The 14,620-nt window shown below is 58.4% G+C and carries 13 protein-coding genes; 7 read left to right on the plus strand and 6 right to left on the minus strand.

Features of this window, described 5'->3' with window-relative positions; translation table 11 throughout:
* The 7 genes from istB (BN1134_RS02950) to fabA all read left to right on the plus strand — a co-directional run.
* A partial coding sequence (gene istB, locus BN1134_RS02950) for an IS21-like element ISAeme17 family helper ATPase IstB (protein ID WP_042045163.1) occupies positions 1-567 on the plus strand: 567 nt, incomplete at its 5' end.
* 90 nt (positions 568-657) lie between these two features.
* The gene (locus BN1134_RS02955) at positions 658-1,575 is read left to right on the plus strand and encodes an IS5-like element ISAs13 family transposase (protein ID WP_005345606.1); all 918 of its coding nucleotides are present in this window, start codon (positions 658-660) and stop codon (positions 1,573-1,575) included.
* Between the two features lie 238 nt (positions 1,576-1,813).
* Complete coding sequence (gene istA, locus BN1134_RS02960) at positions 1,814-3,355, plus strand: IS21-like element ISAs29 family transposase (protein ID WP_010673729.1); 1,542 nt, start codon at positions 1,814-1,816, stop codon at positions 3,353-3,355.
* A 14-nt stretch (positions 3,356-3,369) separates the two neighbouring features.
* On the plus strand, positions 3,370-4,125 hold the full coding sequence (gene istB / locus BN1134_RS02965; protein ID WP_000194037.1) for an IS21-like element ISAs29 family helper ATPase IstB: 756 nt from the start codon (positions 3,370-3,372) through the stop codon (positions 4,123-4,125).
* Positions 4,126-4,437: 312 nt separating this feature from the next.
* Positions 4,438-4,779: a hypothetical protein gene (locus tag BN1134_RS02970; RefSeq protein WP_042045164.1), complete on the plus strand. Its 342-nt coding sequence runs from the start codon at positions 4,438-4,440 to the stop codon at positions 4,777-4,779.
* Between the two features lie 246 nt (positions 4,780-5,025).
* Positions 5,026-7,002 carry a Lon protease family protein gene (locus BN1134_RS02975; RefSeq protein ID WP_042045165.1) on the plus strand — a complete coding sequence of 659 codons (1,977 nt, stop codon included), beginning with the start codon at positions 5,026-5,028 and terminating at the stop codon, positions 7,000-7,002.
* Positions 7,003-7,095: 93 nt separating this feature from the next.
* Positions 7,096-7,638 carry a 3-hydroxyacyl-[acyl-carrier-protein] dehydratase FabA gene (gene fabA / locus BN1134_RS02980; RefSeq protein ID WP_042045284.1) on the plus strand — a complete coding sequence of 181 codons (543 nt, stop codon included), beginning with the start codon at positions 7,096-7,098 and terminating at the stop codon, positions 7,636-7,638.
* Between the two features lie 52 nt (positions 7,639-7,690).
* On the opposite strand, the gene rmf is transcribed toward fabA, so the two are convergent.
* The 6 genes from rmf to BN1134_RS03005 form a co-directional block, all read right to left on the minus strand.
* Positions 7,691-7,867 carry a ribosome modulation factor gene (rmf, locus tag BN1134_RS19105; RefSeq protein WP_084214688.1) on the minus strand — a complete coding sequence of 59 codons (177 nt, stop codon included), beginning with the start codon at positions 7,865-7,867 and terminating at the stop codon, positions 7,691-7,693.
* 146 nt (positions 7,868-8,013) lie between these two features.
* The gene (locus BN1134_RS02985) at positions 8,014-9,720 is read right to left on the minus strand and encodes a DUF3466 family protein (protein WP_042045166.1); all 1,707 of its coding nucleotides are present in this window, start codon (positions 9,718-9,720) and stop codon (positions 8,014-8,016) included.
* Between the two features lie 6 nt (positions 9,721-9,726).
* Positions 9,727-11,628 (minus strand): ATP-binding cassette ATPase Uup, encoded by a 1,902-nt coding sequence (uup, locus tag BN1134_RS02990; RefSeq protein ID WP_042045167.1) that lies wholly within the window; start codon positions 11,626-11,628, stop codon positions 9,727-9,729.
* Positions 11,629-11,637: 9 nt separating this feature from the next.
* Positions 11,638-11,868 carry a glutaredoxin family protein gene (locus BN1134_RS02995; RefSeq protein ID WP_042045168.1) on the minus strand — a complete coding sequence of 77 codons (231 nt, stop codon included), beginning with the start codon at positions 11,866-11,868 and terminating at the stop codon, positions 11,638-11,640.
* Positions 11,862-13,979, minus strand: coding sequence for a bifunctional 23S rRNA (guanine(2069)-N(7))-methyltransferase RlmK/23S rRNA (guanine(2445)-N(2))-methyltransferase RlmL (rlmKL, locus tag BN1134_RS03000; RefSeq protein ID WP_042045169.1), 2,118 nt, complete (start codon positions 13,977-13,979; stop codon positions 11,862-11,864). The genes BN1134_RS02995 and rlmKL overlap by 7 nt, the downstream gene beginning before the upstream one ends.
* A gap of 92 nt (positions 13,980-14,071) precedes the next feature.
* Complete coding sequence (locus BN1134_RS03005) at positions 14,072-14,608, minus strand: cell division protein ZapC (RefSeq protein WP_042045170.1); 537 nt, start codon at positions 14,606-14,608, stop codon at positions 14,072-14,074.
* Positions 14,609-14,620: the final 12 nt, after the last annotated feature.

A 14,620-nucleotide genomic window follows, 5' to 3' on the forward strand; every position in this document is an offset into this window, starting at 1 on the left:
TTTTCGATGCTGATTGACAAGTACGACTTCGGCTTTGCCAGTGGCGCACCTCGCAGCCAGTTGCAGGAGTTGGCCAGCCTGGCTTTTATAGAGCGTAGCGAAAACATAGTGCTGCTGGGCCCAAGCGGAGTGGGCAAGACGCATCTTGCCATCGCACTGGCCTATCGGGCTCTGATGGCTGGCATCAAGACCAGATTTATCAGCGCAGCAGACCTGATGTTGCAGCTGCAAGCAGCTCAACGACAGGAGCGGCTTAATGCCTACTTCAGCCGTGTCGTGATGGGGCCGCGTTTACTGGTGATCGATGAGATAGGCTACTTGCCGTTTGGGCGTGAGGAAGCAAACCTGTTTTTCAATGTGATCGCCAAACGTTATGAGAAAGGGAGCCTGATCTTGACGAGCAATCTGCCCTTTAGCCAGTGGGCCAGCACCTTTGCCGATGATCAGACACTGACGGCAGCTATGCTCGATAGACTGTTACATCATGCACACATCGTTCAGATCAGCGGTGAAAGCTATCGTTTGAAAGAGAAACGCAAAGCGGGGGCCACACCCAAAACCAATTAACCGGCGTTGTTGCCCAAATCGATGCAGCTTGAATGGAACTAACTGAGGACTTGGTGATCTGATCACCACCATCTCCTTCAAGTCTGCATCATGAGCACGTCGCTTCACCCCATCACCAACTGGCCTACATACAACAAATCTTTGATTAACCGTGGTTCACTCACCTTCTGGGTTGATGCCGAGGCCATGAACAACTGGTTTCACCACGGCCATCATGGGCGGCGGGGCCGCAGCCAACTATACACTGACCAGACCATCTGCACCTTCCTGATGCTCAAGGGGATTTTCAACCTCACTCTGCGGGCCACCCAGGGACTACTCGACTCCCTGTTCGAGTTGATGAACGTACCGCTTTGTGCCCCCGATTACAGCTGTGTCAGCAAGCGAGCACGCACGGTGGCGGTGGCTTATCGACAGCCCTCTAAGGGGCGCATCACTGACTTGGTTATCGATTCGACGGGCCTGAAGGTATTTGGTGAAGGCGAGTGGAAGGTCAGAAAACACGGCGCCGAGAAGCGGCGAGTGTGGCGCAAGTTGCATCTGGCGGTAGACCCGGTGACCCACGATATCGTGGCGGCGGAAGTCTCGCTGGAAAATGTCCATGATGCCGAGGTGTTGCCGACCTTGCTCAACCCACTGCGGCGCAAGCTGGGACGTGTTTATGCGGATGGCGCCTATGACAGCAAAGCCAGCCATCAGCTAATCTCGCGCAAAGGGGCGACAGCCTGTATCCCGCCTCGCAAGAACGCTGGGCTATGGGAAAAAGGACATCCAAGAAATGAGGCTGTGCTGGTGATGCGCAAGGAAGGGCTGGCGCACTGGAAGAAGATATCGGGGTATCACCGTCGCTCGCTGGCGGAAACGGCGATGTATCGGTTCAAGCAGTTGCTGGCGGGGAGAATCAGTCTGCGTAACTACAATGGCCAAGTGGGAGAAGTCATGGCGTATGTCAGTGCCATAAACAAACTGAATACCCTTGGTCTGCCTGTCAGAAAGCCCCGAGTGTAACGGTCACTTGGGGCTGGTGCATATTCCGGCCGATCATGAACACCAATTCCGATTCAACGTGAACACCATTTCCGGACCAATGTGAACGCTCATTCCGGTTCAACCTGAACACTTCGCCCCTCCTTTCCGGAAACAGTGTTCAACATCCCGGAATCACTGTTCACATTCACCGGAATCATCCTTAACGCATTGATTTAAAAACCTTTGATACGCTCTCCCTTTTGCCAGGGAAGAGCCTATGTCTGCCAAGAGGATTGCAATGCGTAAAATTCGTGAAGTGCTGCGACTGCGGCTGGAAGCTGACCTCTCTGTTCGCCAAATCAGTATCTGTACCAAGGTCAGTGTCGGCTCCATCCAGAAACTCCTCAAAAGTGCCCAGGCGCTCGGCCTTACCTGGCCCTTACCTACCGAGCTTGATGATGGCCGACTGGCTGCCCTGTTCTATCCGCAGGCCGATACCACCATCTCGGCCCGCCATGTTGTGCCGGATTGGCCCTCTGTCCATCAGGAGCTCAAGCGCAAGGGGGTCTCCAAACAGCTGCTCTGGGAGGAGTACACCCAGCGCTATCCCAATAGCTGTTACAGCTACTCCCAGTTCTGTGACCGTTACAAGTCCTGGTGTCAGTTGCAAAAGCGCTCCATGCGCCAGATCCACAAGGCGGGGGAAAAGCTCTTTATCGACTACTGCGGGCCCACGGTGCCCATCGCCTCGCCCTCCACGGGTGAGGTCCGTCAGGCACAAGTCTTTGTCGCCGTGCTCGGTGCGTCCAACTACACCTTTGCCGAGGCCACCTGGTCCCAGTCACTGCCGGACTGGCTGCAAAGCCATGTCCGTGCCTTTGAGTTTTTCGGCGGGACACCGGTACTGCTGATCCCCGACAACCTCAAGAGCGGTGTCAGCAAGGCTTGCCGATACGATCCCGAGCTCAACCCCAGCTACCAGCAGTTGGCCGAGCACTATCAGGTGGCGGTGATGCCAGCTCGCCCTTACAAGCCTAAGGACAAAGCCAAGGCCGAGGTGGGTGTGCAGATCGTCGAGCGCTGGATCCTGGCCCGTCTACGCCATCAGACCTTCTTCTCGCTTGCCGAGCTAAACCAGTGCATCCGGGCTTTGTTGAATGAGCTCAACGAGCGCCCGTTCAAGCAGCTGCCCGGTAACCGACGCGAGGCGTTTGAGCAGTTGGACCGCCCGGCACTGGGGTCACTACCGGTGCATCCCTATCGCTATGTCGCCATCAAAACGGTCAAGGTCAACATCGACTATCACGTCAGCTATGAGCAGCACCATTACTCGGTGCCGCACCAGTATGTGGGTCAGCAACTGGAGCTCCATGCGGGCGATACCCTGCTTCAGGTCTATCACCAGCAACAGCTGGTCGCGAGCCATCCGCGTAAAACCATCCCGGGGATGAGCACACTCCCTGAGCACATGCCGGAACGTCACAGCAAGCAGCAACGCTGGACGCCAGGGCGTCTTAAGCAGTGGGCTGCCGACATCGGACCGGGCACCTTGTGCTGGGTTAGCGAACGGCTGGCAGAGAAAGCCCATGCCGAGCAGGCATACCGACTCTGCCTGGGACTGCTGAGTCTTAGCCGGGAGTATCCGCCATCACGAGTCGAAGCCTGTTGCCAGCTGGCCAACCGGGAAGGACTGGTGCGGCTCAAGCAGCTCAAGTCGGTGCTGACCAGTGGCCGCGACCAACTGTCCGCAAGTCCGCTCAGTTATCCAGAACTGCCGCAAGAGCACGAGAACATCCGCGGCCCCCAGAGCTTCCACTAAAGAGGATACGTCCCATGACCCAACAAACGCTGACCCGCTTGAGACACCTGAAACTGACCGGCATGGCGGATGCCGTGCAACAACAACTGGAACAGGCAAGTACCTACGAAGGGCTGCCCTTCATCGAGCGGCTAAGCCTGCTGGTCGAACACGAACAACTGAGCCGGGAGCAGCGTAAACAAGCTCGGCTGGTCAAGCAGGCGAGGCTCAAACTCCAGGCCACGGTGCAAGAGGTGGACTACCAGTCTGCACGCAACCTGGAGCGGTCACAGGTGGCAAACCTGGCCCAAGGAGAGTGGCTGCGCCGGGGCCAGAACCTGCTCATTACCGGCCCCTGTGGCTGCGGAAAAACCTACCTAGCCTGTGCGCTGGGCTACCAAGCCTGTCAGCAGGGGCACAGCACTCGTTACTACCGGCTGCCGCGTCTGCTACTTGAGCTGAGCCAGGCCAAGGTAGATGGCAGTTACGCCAGACTGCTGGGTCAACTGGCAAGGATAGAGCTGCTGATCCTGGATGACTGGGGACTGGAAGCGGTGAATGCCGAGCAGCGCAACGCCCTGCTGGAGATCATGGATGATCGGTACGGGAAATACTCGACGGTCGTGGTCAGTCAGCTGCCAACGGAAGAGTGGTACGCGAGCTTGGGGGACAACACTCTGGCAGATGCGATCCTGGACCGGCTGATGCACAACGCTCACCGGCTGTCACTGAAGGGAGAATCGATGAGAAAGAGGAGAAGTGAGTTGACCCAATCTGAACACTCGAGTTAGAAACGGGGTGACGTGAGCGCGTTAAGGATCAGGGTGTTCACGTTGGCCGGAATGGCTGTTCAACTTCGCCGGAATACGCAGCTGGGGCAGTTGTGGCTTGATGGTTGATTTGGGAAACAGCGCCCAATTAACCCCATGTCCGGGTGGATCACTTTTCAATCGGCGAAATTAGCCAGAGTGGATCAGTTTTCGGTCGGCGTTGACATGAAATCTCCAGAAAGTAATACGGGGAGATTATGCTCCTGAAAATAGTAGTCTTAAGCTCAATTCGGTGGCAGCGTGGGTATTCATTCTGTAATGGACGGTGTAACGATGAACGAGAAAGAACAGTTGGCGAACATTAACAAGGCTCTTAAGGATGCGTTTGGCAAAGAGGCAAATGCTTTCACTGTGGAGTTGAAGTCCATCCCTGAGATAGGAGCTGTCGGTATTGCTTACATCCATGGCGAGAAAGATTTCTATCTGCTGTTCTCCCATGGATCGGATGTTTATGAAAGGCACGATGGCTTTTCTTCCAAGCTGCATTTGGAGTTGCTAGACATTGCCAAGTTCCTGACTGTTGAGCTGCGGAAACTCGTTGTACCTCTTCAAGACTGCTCGACACTTTGGGACGGGGCATGTTCGTTCAAGTTCAAGTCATTTGTCTGCTTTTGATACCGATAACTTATAGCCCAGGGGCCTTTTGGCCCCTTTGTCCTGTCTGCACCCGCTATTGCGCATAATATATATTATGTTAAATGACGTGTAATTCTTCCCAAGACAATGCGTCTCCATGTCTTAGCGCTGGCGCTTCTGTTCAATTTTCCCCGCTGTATCGCCCCCTCTTGCTTGCAGACATTATCCATCAAGGTGAACGGTGTATAATGGCTGCATCTCCCGCCATCGTATGGATAAGAATAAGTGGCTGAATTAACGTTAGAAGAACTCAAGCCTGCCTTCTCACCAGAACAATTTTGCTCGCTTTCACAGTGTGAACCGCTCTCTTTTGCTGACTTGCAGCCCAGAGCCATCTCTGGCATCCATCGTCTGGCGAACTTCAGCGGTGATAGCCCCGTCATGCTGCTCAACGGCTTCCCTGGCGTCGATTACGAAGAAGCCTGCCGCCTACTGATTGAAGATGCCAAGGGTCAGGATGCCGATCTGTTTGACCTCTGCTTCACCGAAAATCTCAACAATCCGTTCAAGCCCATCTGGCTGCAACTACAGCCTGGCTCTGGATTCGAGTTCTGTGACATGGTGGCCGAGCTACTGAAACTGGCCAACCATCATCTGGATGCAGAGCGTCTCGTCACCCGCATCATGCGCAAGCAAAATGATGATCCCAAGATTGGCGACTTCCTCTCTGACTTAACGGCCCACGTCGCGCTGGGGCTGCAATTCCAGCATCCGGTGCTGATCAACCTGCTCATCCACCATGAAGACAAACAGGCGCCGGTTATCTTCGGTCGAGATCTCAACTGGGACACCCTGTTTGGCTCCATCAACTACCAGACTGAGCAAGGTTCTGTGTACGCCAACCATCACCTGCTCGAGCCCGGTTTGGTGCGTGAGGCCAACGGTGGCTACCTCATCTTGCCCTTAGATGAGTTGCTCGATCAGCCCCACCTCTGGTTCAAGCTCAAAAATGCTATGCAAACCGGCCTGCTGGACTGGAACGCCTATCAAGAAGGGAAAACCCTCACCCCTTTCTTCTCACCCGAACCGACGCCGGTGCGGCTCAAGTTGATCCTGGTAGGCGATCGCCTCGATGTAGCCGAATTCCAAATCCTGGATCGCGACATGAGCGAGCGGATTTTCCTGCGGGCCGAACTGGTTTCTGAGGTCAATGTGGCCGAGCAGCTGGAGGACTTTACCCGCTATCTGGCGGGCTTGATGAATCGCTGGGAGTTGCTCGATTTTAACGCCTCAGCGGTAGCGGCACTCTGTCGTCACGCCTCCCGCCTGTGTGATCACCAGGAGTGGCTCTCGCTGGCCGAGGTGCAGCTCAGTGCCCTGATGCGCCTTGCCGACAGCGTGGCGCGTGATGCTAATGCCGACATCATCACCGCCGAGCATATCCATGAAGCGTTGAACGAACAGGATTTTCGCCTCAACTACCTAGTCGAGCAGTCAGATCTCGGTGTCATCGATGGCCAGATCCTGCTGCAAAGCGACGGTGAAGAGATTGGCCAGATCAACGGCCTTTCGGTGATCCAGGTGGCCGGCCACCCCTATGACTTCGGTGAGCCGGTACGACTGACCGCCACCGTGCATCTGGGAGACGGTGATGTGGCCGACATCGAGCGCAAAGCCGAGCTCGCAGGTCATATCCATGCCAAGGCGATGATGATCATTCACGGTTATCTCTCCAATAAATTTGGCGCCGAAAACCCCTCGCCGCTCTCGGCCAATCTGGTGTTCGAGCAGTCTTATCATGAGATTGACGGTGACAGCGCCTCCCTGACCGGTCTGTGTGCCCTGCTCTCTGCCCTCGCCCGCCAACCCATCTATCAGCATTTTGCGGTCACCGGCGCGGTCGATCAGTTCGGTAACGTGCAGCCGGTGGGCGGCGTCAACGAGAAGATCGAGGGCTTTTTCCGGGTCTGCAAGATCCATGGCCTGACCGGGAAACAAGGGATCATCCTGCCCGCCACCAACCGCCTGCAGCTCAATCTCTCCGACGAGGTGCTAGAGGCCGTGCAGCAAGGGCTGTTCCATATCCATCCGGTCAGCCATGTGGAAGAAGCGATCGAGCTGCTGACCGGTTGCGTGGCCGGTGAGCCGGATATCGAAGACACCCTGTTTGGGCGGATCCAGGCCCGTCTTGACGAGCTCAATGGCACATTGCCTAAGCGCGGAGTGCTTCGCACCCTGCTGGGAAGGATTTTCAGCCTGTAAATGAGTGATCGGAGTTGTTTAGCGAACAACTGTACGCTAGATTGGCCCTGCATTGAGTTATCCAACGAGAAGGATTGATCCGTGACCGAAAACATGACCGCTCCCCGCCCCTCCCTCTGTGAGCAAGGCAAGCAGAGCTTTACCCGCGACGAACTGCTCGCGTGCAGCCGCGGCGAGCTGTTTGGTGAGGGTAACAGCCAGCTTCCTGCCCCTAACATGCTGATGATGGATCGCATCGTGACCATCACTGATGACGGCGGTGAGCATGGTAAGGGAGAGATCCTGGCCGAGTTGGACATTACCCCCGACCTCTGGTTTTTTGACTGCCACTTCCCTGGCGATCCGGTGATGCCGGGCTGCCTGGGGCTGGATGCCATGTGGCAGCTGGTTGGCTTCTTCCTGGGTTGGAAGGGTGGCCCCGGCAAGGGCCGGGCTCTGGGGGTGGGTGAAGTGAAGTTCACCGGGCAGATCCTGCCGACCGCCAAGAAGGTCACTTACAAGATCACCATGAAGCGGGTCATCAACCGCAAGCTGGTGATGGGCATTGCCGATGGCGTGGTCGAAGTGGATGGCCGTCCCATTTACTCTGCCACCGACCTGAAGGTGGGCCTGTTCAAGGACACCAGCAGTTTCTAAGCTCGAGTGCAATGATCAAGGGGCCCGCTGGGCCCCTTGTCGTTGTAACTGGCTACTTCATGAAGAGGCCTGAGCCCCGCCCTTCCATGGCGTCGCGCCATCCTCCCAGCCACTGGCCTCTCGCATCGAGGCATTGATACGGACACGACTCCCTGTTTTTGCCGGTGACCCCGGCTTGATACCCACGAGCTCGAGCTCTATCCAGACGGTCTCGTTTCTGTCTCTTCATCCTGTTGACCCTCTCATCGTGGAAAAAAAAGTCGACCGCTTTTTAACCGGTCGACTTCCATCATTATCCCAATCATCTGGCAGGGTCAAATCCATTCTTCCTCATCATGGGTCTTGATGACCCAAGATGTTGAAGTGGATTAACTTTTAGTGACGACGACGCCACCATGCAAAAGGTGCTGCCAGCAGCGTCAGCCAGAACAGGCTGCCACCACCACCGCCACTCTCACTCTCTTCCGCTGCGGTCTGCACGACAGGCGGGTTCGAGACCACGTACTTGCTGTCGATGCTGGTGAAATCGGCGACCGCCGGGCTCATCTTGATGCTCACCACAACACCGTTCTGCTTCTTGTTGAGATCGGTCTCGTTGTCGTAGCGATAGGCGGTGGCGGCGATGCTGCCGTCGGCACTGATCCCGTTGGCATAGGTGATGTGGTAGTACTTGCCGCCGCTTTGTACGGCGCAGTTCTTACTGCCACTGTCGCTCTTGCCACAGATGAGATCGTTGAGGTACCAGGCGCTGCCGCTGGCGGCATTGTAGAGGAAGGCCTCTTGCAGACGGTTGGTGCCGCTCACCACAGGGCTGGTGTAGTTGCGGGCATCACGCCAGCCGACCACCATGCTGTGCTCGTTGATGGCGGCCGCCTGGGAGTTGGCCCCCTCGGCCGGCGCATTCTCAAACGGAATGACCGCATTGCCGCTCTGACCGATCTTGTAGACGAACATTTCGGTCGGGCGGTTGCGGTTCTTGTTGGTGGTATAGAGCTGGTTGCCCACCACGTAGCCGGCGCTGTTGACCCCGACGGCCCAGGAGTGGCGCATCTTCTTGTCACCCCGACCCGGCTCACCCAGCGCCAACGGCACCTTGCTCAGCGCGCCGAAGCTCAGGGTGTCGCCACTGAGCGTCAGATCCCAGAACACCGCGACGTTGCGTCCGGAAAGCGTGCTAGAGCCCGCCTCACCGGTCGAAGAGTAACCGACGCCATAGAGCTTGCCGTTGTACTCGGCCAGGCCAGTGGCTGCCGCCGTCTCCAGCACGCTGTTATCGGCGCGGTAGTAGCTCGGGGCCACGGTCAGCTTTGGATTGTCACCCGAGCTGTCGAGCACCCAGAAGGCGGCCTGGGTATCAAAGCCAGGGCAGTAGGTGAAGTGGCCGCTCTTGTCGCTGTTACCGCCATAGCAGTTCTTAAACGAGCTGTCGGAGCCCGCGGTCACGGCCACGGTACCGGCCACGATGTAGCGGTCATCCAGCTTGGTCATGCTGTTGGGCAGCGAGAGGCTGTTGACGGCGCTGCCGCTGTCATTGGTCAGGGTGAACTTGGCGTTCAGATCGACCTGATTGCCGGCAACGCTGGCAAAGGCGGTGCGCACATGATAGTAACCGCCGCTCTTATAAGGAGAGGTCGCCATCTTGTAACCGACATAGTCATCGGACGTGTCGCCGAGCGCCGTCACGATGCCATCGTTCTCATCACCGCTGAAAGCGCCCGTATTCTCGCGCTGACTGCCACCGTTGAGGTTGTCAATGCGCCACTGGTAGGTGCGGTGCACCTGATCATCCCAATAGCTGTTACAGACCGAGCTGGCCAGCAGACAGCCCGGCTCGAAGTTGAAGCGATCGACCAGGAAATTGGCGAACGGCTCACGGGAGAAGTAAGAGCCGGCATCGTTGTCGGTGTGCAGGGTCAACAGGGCATCACCCTGCTTGCTGATCCCAATCGCCCACGGCCCTTCGTAGCCTTTGCTTGCGCTCCCTGCACTATCTTCCGTGATGGTAAAGAAAGGATCCTGAGCAGCCTGAGCCTGCAGGGATGCCCCAATGAGCAAGGCCAGCAGCGTAAATTGCTTGTTCATTCGTTATCAATCCTGTTGTTTTAGTGCTTCCAGCTCCTCCCAACGGGAGAATGCTTGGTCCAATGCAACCTCGGCCGCACTGAGCGCATCCAGCTTGGACTGGGTCTGCTCGGTGGACAAGGTGAAGAATCCGGGTTGGTTGATCTCCTCCTGCAGTGCAGCAATCTCCTGCTCGAGTTGTTCGAGTCTGGCCGGTAGATTATCCAGCTCCAGCTGCAACTTGTAAGAAAGTTTACGATTTTTTTTCACCGGCTCAGAGGGGGTTGCGACAGGCTCTGCCCGTTTGGCAGTGGCCTCAGGAGCCGGCGCCTGCTGGGCACGCGTGGCCATCATATCGGCGTAGCCACCCACATAGTCGTTGATCCGGCCATCCCCTTCAAAGAGCCAGCAACCGGTCACCGTATTGTCGATAAAGCGGCGATCGTGGCTGACCAGCAGCAGGGTGCCCGGGTAATCGGCCAGCAGCTCTTCGAGCAGCTCGAGCGTTTCGACATCGAGATCGTTGGTAGGTTCATCGAGGATCAGCAGGTTACTGGGCTTTAAGAACAGCTTGGCCAGCAGCAGGCGGTTCTTCTCCCCCCCTGACAGCGCCCGTACTGGCGTGCGCGAACGCTTGGGCTCAAACAGAAAGTCCTGCAGATAGCCGAGGATGTGGCGAGTTCGGCCACCCACTGTCACCTCCTGCTTGCCCTCCCCCACGTTCTCCATCACGGTCTGATCCGGATCGAGCTGCTCGCGGTACTGGTCGAAATAGGCCACCTCAAGGTTGGTGCCACGGCGCACCGAGCCGGCGTCCGGCACGAGGTCACCGAGCAGCAGCTTGATGAGGGTCGACTTGCCACAGCCGTTGGGACCGACCAGGGCAATCTTGTCGCCACGCTGCACCAGCAGCTCGAGATTGCTAAAGAGGGTCTTCTCGTCAAAGGCGAGGTTGACCCCTTCGGCTTCGAACACCAGCTTGCCGGAGCGGTTCGCCTCCTCCATCTTGAGGCGGGCCTTGCCTTGCAGCTCGCGCCGCTCGCGGCGCTCCATGCGCATCGCCTTGAGGGCGCGCACCCGCCCCTCGTTACGGGTGCGGCGGGCCTTGATCCCCTGACGCACCCACACCTCTTCCTGGGCCAGCTTGCGGTCAAACTCGGCGTTTTGCAGCTCTTCGACCCGCAGCGCCTCTTCCTTGCCGGTCAGGTACTGATCGTAATCCCCCGGCCAAGAGGTGATGTGGCCACGGTCGAGATCGATGATCCGGGTCGACAGGCGATGGATGAACTCCCGATCGTGGGAGATGAAGACGATGGCGCCGCGAAAATCCTTGAGGAAGTTCTCAAGCCATTGAATGGCGTCGATATCCAGGTGGTTAGTCGGCTCATCGAGCAGCAGCAGATCAGGATCCCCGGCCAGGGCTCGGGCCAGCGCCACCTTACGCAGCCAGCCGCCGGAGAGGCTGGAGAGGCGCGCATCGGGGTTGAGATCGAGCAGCTGCAACACCTGATTGATGCGGGTCTCAAACTGCCAGCCCTGGGAGTGATCGAGCTGCTCTTGCAGCCGGCTCATGGTACGGATGTGCTGATCGCTGGGGTCTTTGGCCACCAACAAGGAGGCGTGGTGGTAGTCCTTGAGCAGCTGGCCCACCTCGGCGAGCCCTTCGGCGGCGTAGTCGAACACGCTGTGCTCGCTGGAGGCCGGCGGGTCCTGCTCAAGACGGGCGATTTTCAAATCCTGCTGGATGATGAGGCGACCATCGTCGAGGGCCATCTCACCGGCCAGGATCTTCATCAGGGTGGACTTGCCCGCCCCGTTGCGGCCCACCAGACAGAGGCGCTCGCCACGCTCGATTTGCAGATCGGCGTGATCGAGCAAGGGGGCATCGCTAAACGAAAGGCAGGCGCCGTGCAGGGTCAACAGAGCCATCGTGATTCCTTAAGGGAGTAAAGCGGTAAAGCGGCGCAGCGCCGCCAGATCGAACGGCCAGCCGAGTTCGCACCCGGCCTCGTCACGCAGCACCGGAATGCGCACCCGGTAAGCCGCCAGCCATGCCGGATCATCGATGATGTCGCGCCGGCAGGTGCGCTCGGTGAGCCCTGCCGTCTCCAGCAGGGCCCAAGCCTCCTCACAGAGGTGGCAACCGTCGGTGTGAAACAGGGTCAGCATGCATCCTTCGCGTGATGGATGAGCCAGCAGTTATGGATCTGCGGGTTACGCTCAAAATCCTTGGGCAGGGTCTGCTTGCTGATGTTCTGCACCTTGAGCCCCAACTCGGCGACCCCCTCCATGTCCATCTTGAAGTGGCGCTTGTTGTTGGAAAAGACCAAGGTCCCCTCCGGCGCCAGCAGACGCTTGAGGTGACCGAGCAGGATCAGGTGATCGCGCTGCACGTCGAAGGTCGACTCCATCCGCTTGGAGTTGGAGAAGGTGGGCGGGTCGATGAAGATGAGATCGTACTGCCCCTGCGCCTCGCTCAGCCATTGCAGGCAATCTTCTTGCACAAACTGGTGCTGACGGCCGGTCAGGCCGTTGAGACGCATGTTGTCCTGTGCCCAGTTGAGGTAGGTGCGCGACATGTCGACCGTGGTGGTCTCGCGCGCGCCGCCCAGCGCCGCGTGCACGGTGGCACTGCCGGTATAGGCAAACAGGTTGAGGAAGCGAGCCCCCTTGGCCATCTCGCCGAGCTTGCGGCGGGTGGTGCGGTGATCGAGGAACAAGCCGGTATCGAGGTAGTCGTGCAGGTTGACCCAGAGCTTGGCACCGTACTCGCTCACCTCGAAGCGCTGCTTCTCTTCGGCCAGCTTTTGGTACTGCTGCTTGCCCTCCTGACGCTCGCGCACCTTGAGCACCACCTTCTCCCCGTCCACGCCGGTAACGGCGATGGCGGCCTGCACCATGTCGAGCAGGCGCTGGCGGGCCTTCTGGGCCGGGATGTCCTTGGGCGCCGCATACTCCTGCACCACCAGCCAGTCGCGATAGCGATCGATGGCGGCGTTGTATTCGGGCAGATCGGCGTCATAGAGGCGATAGCACTCGATCCCCTCCTTCTGGGCCCACTTCTCCAGCCCCTTGAGGTTCTTCTTCAAGCGGTTGGCAAAATCCTCTGCCACCTGCTTGTTGGAGGCGACCGAGTCGAGGGCGATCTGGTAGTTGCGCAGCTGGCACTCGATGCCGCCGTTAAACAGGCGGTACTGCTTGTCGGCGCGCAGGCGCAGGCAGCTGAGCAGCTCAGGCGAAGCGGAGAGGATTGAGGCCTTCCACCCCTGGAACTCGCGGCGCAAGGCATCGCCGAGGGCCTGATGCACCTCGATGAGGGCCGGGAACTCGCCCAGGCGCTCACCGTAGGGCGGGTTACAGATGAGCATGCCCACCTCTTCGCTGCCCTTGAGCGGGTTGGAGAGCTGCACCGCATCGCCCACGGCGAACTGGATGAGGTGCCCCACCCCGGCCGCCTTGGCGTTAGCGCGCGCCTTGGCCAGTACCCGCTCGTCGCTGTCGCGGCCCATGATCTTGCCACCGACACGGCCAAGACCACGCTTGGCGCGCACCTGGGCTTCCATCATCAGGCTCTGCCACAGCTCGGGATCGTGGCCGAGCCACTTCTCAAAACCCCAGCGCGGACGATTGAGGCCAGGCGCCACGTCAGCGGCCATGAAGGCCGCCTCGATCAGCAAGGTTCCCGAGCCACACATGGGGTCGAGCAAGGCCTCGCCAGCCCAGCCGCTGCGCAGCAGCATGGCGGCGGCCAGGTTCTCCTTGAGCGGCGCCTCGCCGGTACCCTGGCGGTAGGCGCGCTGGTGCAGCGCCGAGCCCGACAAGTCCAGGGTGATGTTCACCTTGCCCTTGCCGAGGTGGCCGAGGATGCGAATGTCTGGTTGCTTCTTGTCGACATCGGGACGCGCACTGCTGCGCTTTTGGAAACGGTCGACGATGGCATCCTTGACCTTGAGCGCGCCGTACTGGGTGTTACGAATGGTGGCGCTGGTGCCGGTAAAATCCACGGCGATAGACGCGCTGGCCGGGAAGTGCTGCTCCCACGGCAGGGTGTGAACGCCCAGATAGAGATCGAGATCGTCTTTAACCGAGAACTCGGCCAACACCAGTACGATACGGGAGGCAAGGCGGCTCCACAGACAGGCCTTGTAGGCCTGCTCGAGCTCGCCCTTGAAGTGAACACCGGCGACGGTTTCGCGAACCTCGCTCGCGCCAAGCCCACTGAGCTCATCGGCGAGCAGGCCCTCCAGCCCCTTGGGGCAGGTTGCAAAGAATTGTTTCATCACACTCACGGGGATGCCATAAAAAGGCCGGTATTATAACGCAAAGCGGGCGCAGATGCTGCGCCCACGCAAGCGGGAAACCGAGATTTTTGCTACCCGGCCTGCGCCAGCGAGATTTCGGGCGCTTCCCAGCCGCGCAGGCGATTGTTCATGACCTTGATAACGGCAAAACGGGGAAAGGATTTGTGGCCAGCCAGCATCAGCTCCTGCTCGAGGTTAATGCAGACACTGGCGTACTCCCCCTCCTCGACCACCATGAAGAGCGCCTCGCGTCCTTCACACTCCATGATCACCAACGCCCCCGCAGTGGAAGGATAGGATTGGTCATATTCACGGAAATACCAGCTTTGCGGCATCAAGGGTTTATAGAAACGGCGCACGGCCACGGCATTAAGAATGAGTTGTACTTTGGCGGGAGCACTCCAATCGAGCGCCTGTGCTTGGTCGAGCAGGGAATAATAGAGTGCGGCATCATCAACGCAAAATGCGCAACTGGTAAATGCAGCAGGCACCAGTTGCTTGCCCCGATATTCGGTGGCGAACAACATGTGATCGGATAAATCCAACATCAGGCGATCACTCTGGGCATCATAACTCCAGCGCCAGAGATCGTTAGGTTGAATGATCATGGGGTGCCCTTG

The organism is Aeromonas simiae (assembly GCF_000820125.1).
Lineage (GTDB): Bacteria > Pseudomonadota > Gammaproteobacteria > Enterobacterales > Aeromonadaceae > Aeromonas > Aeromonas simiae.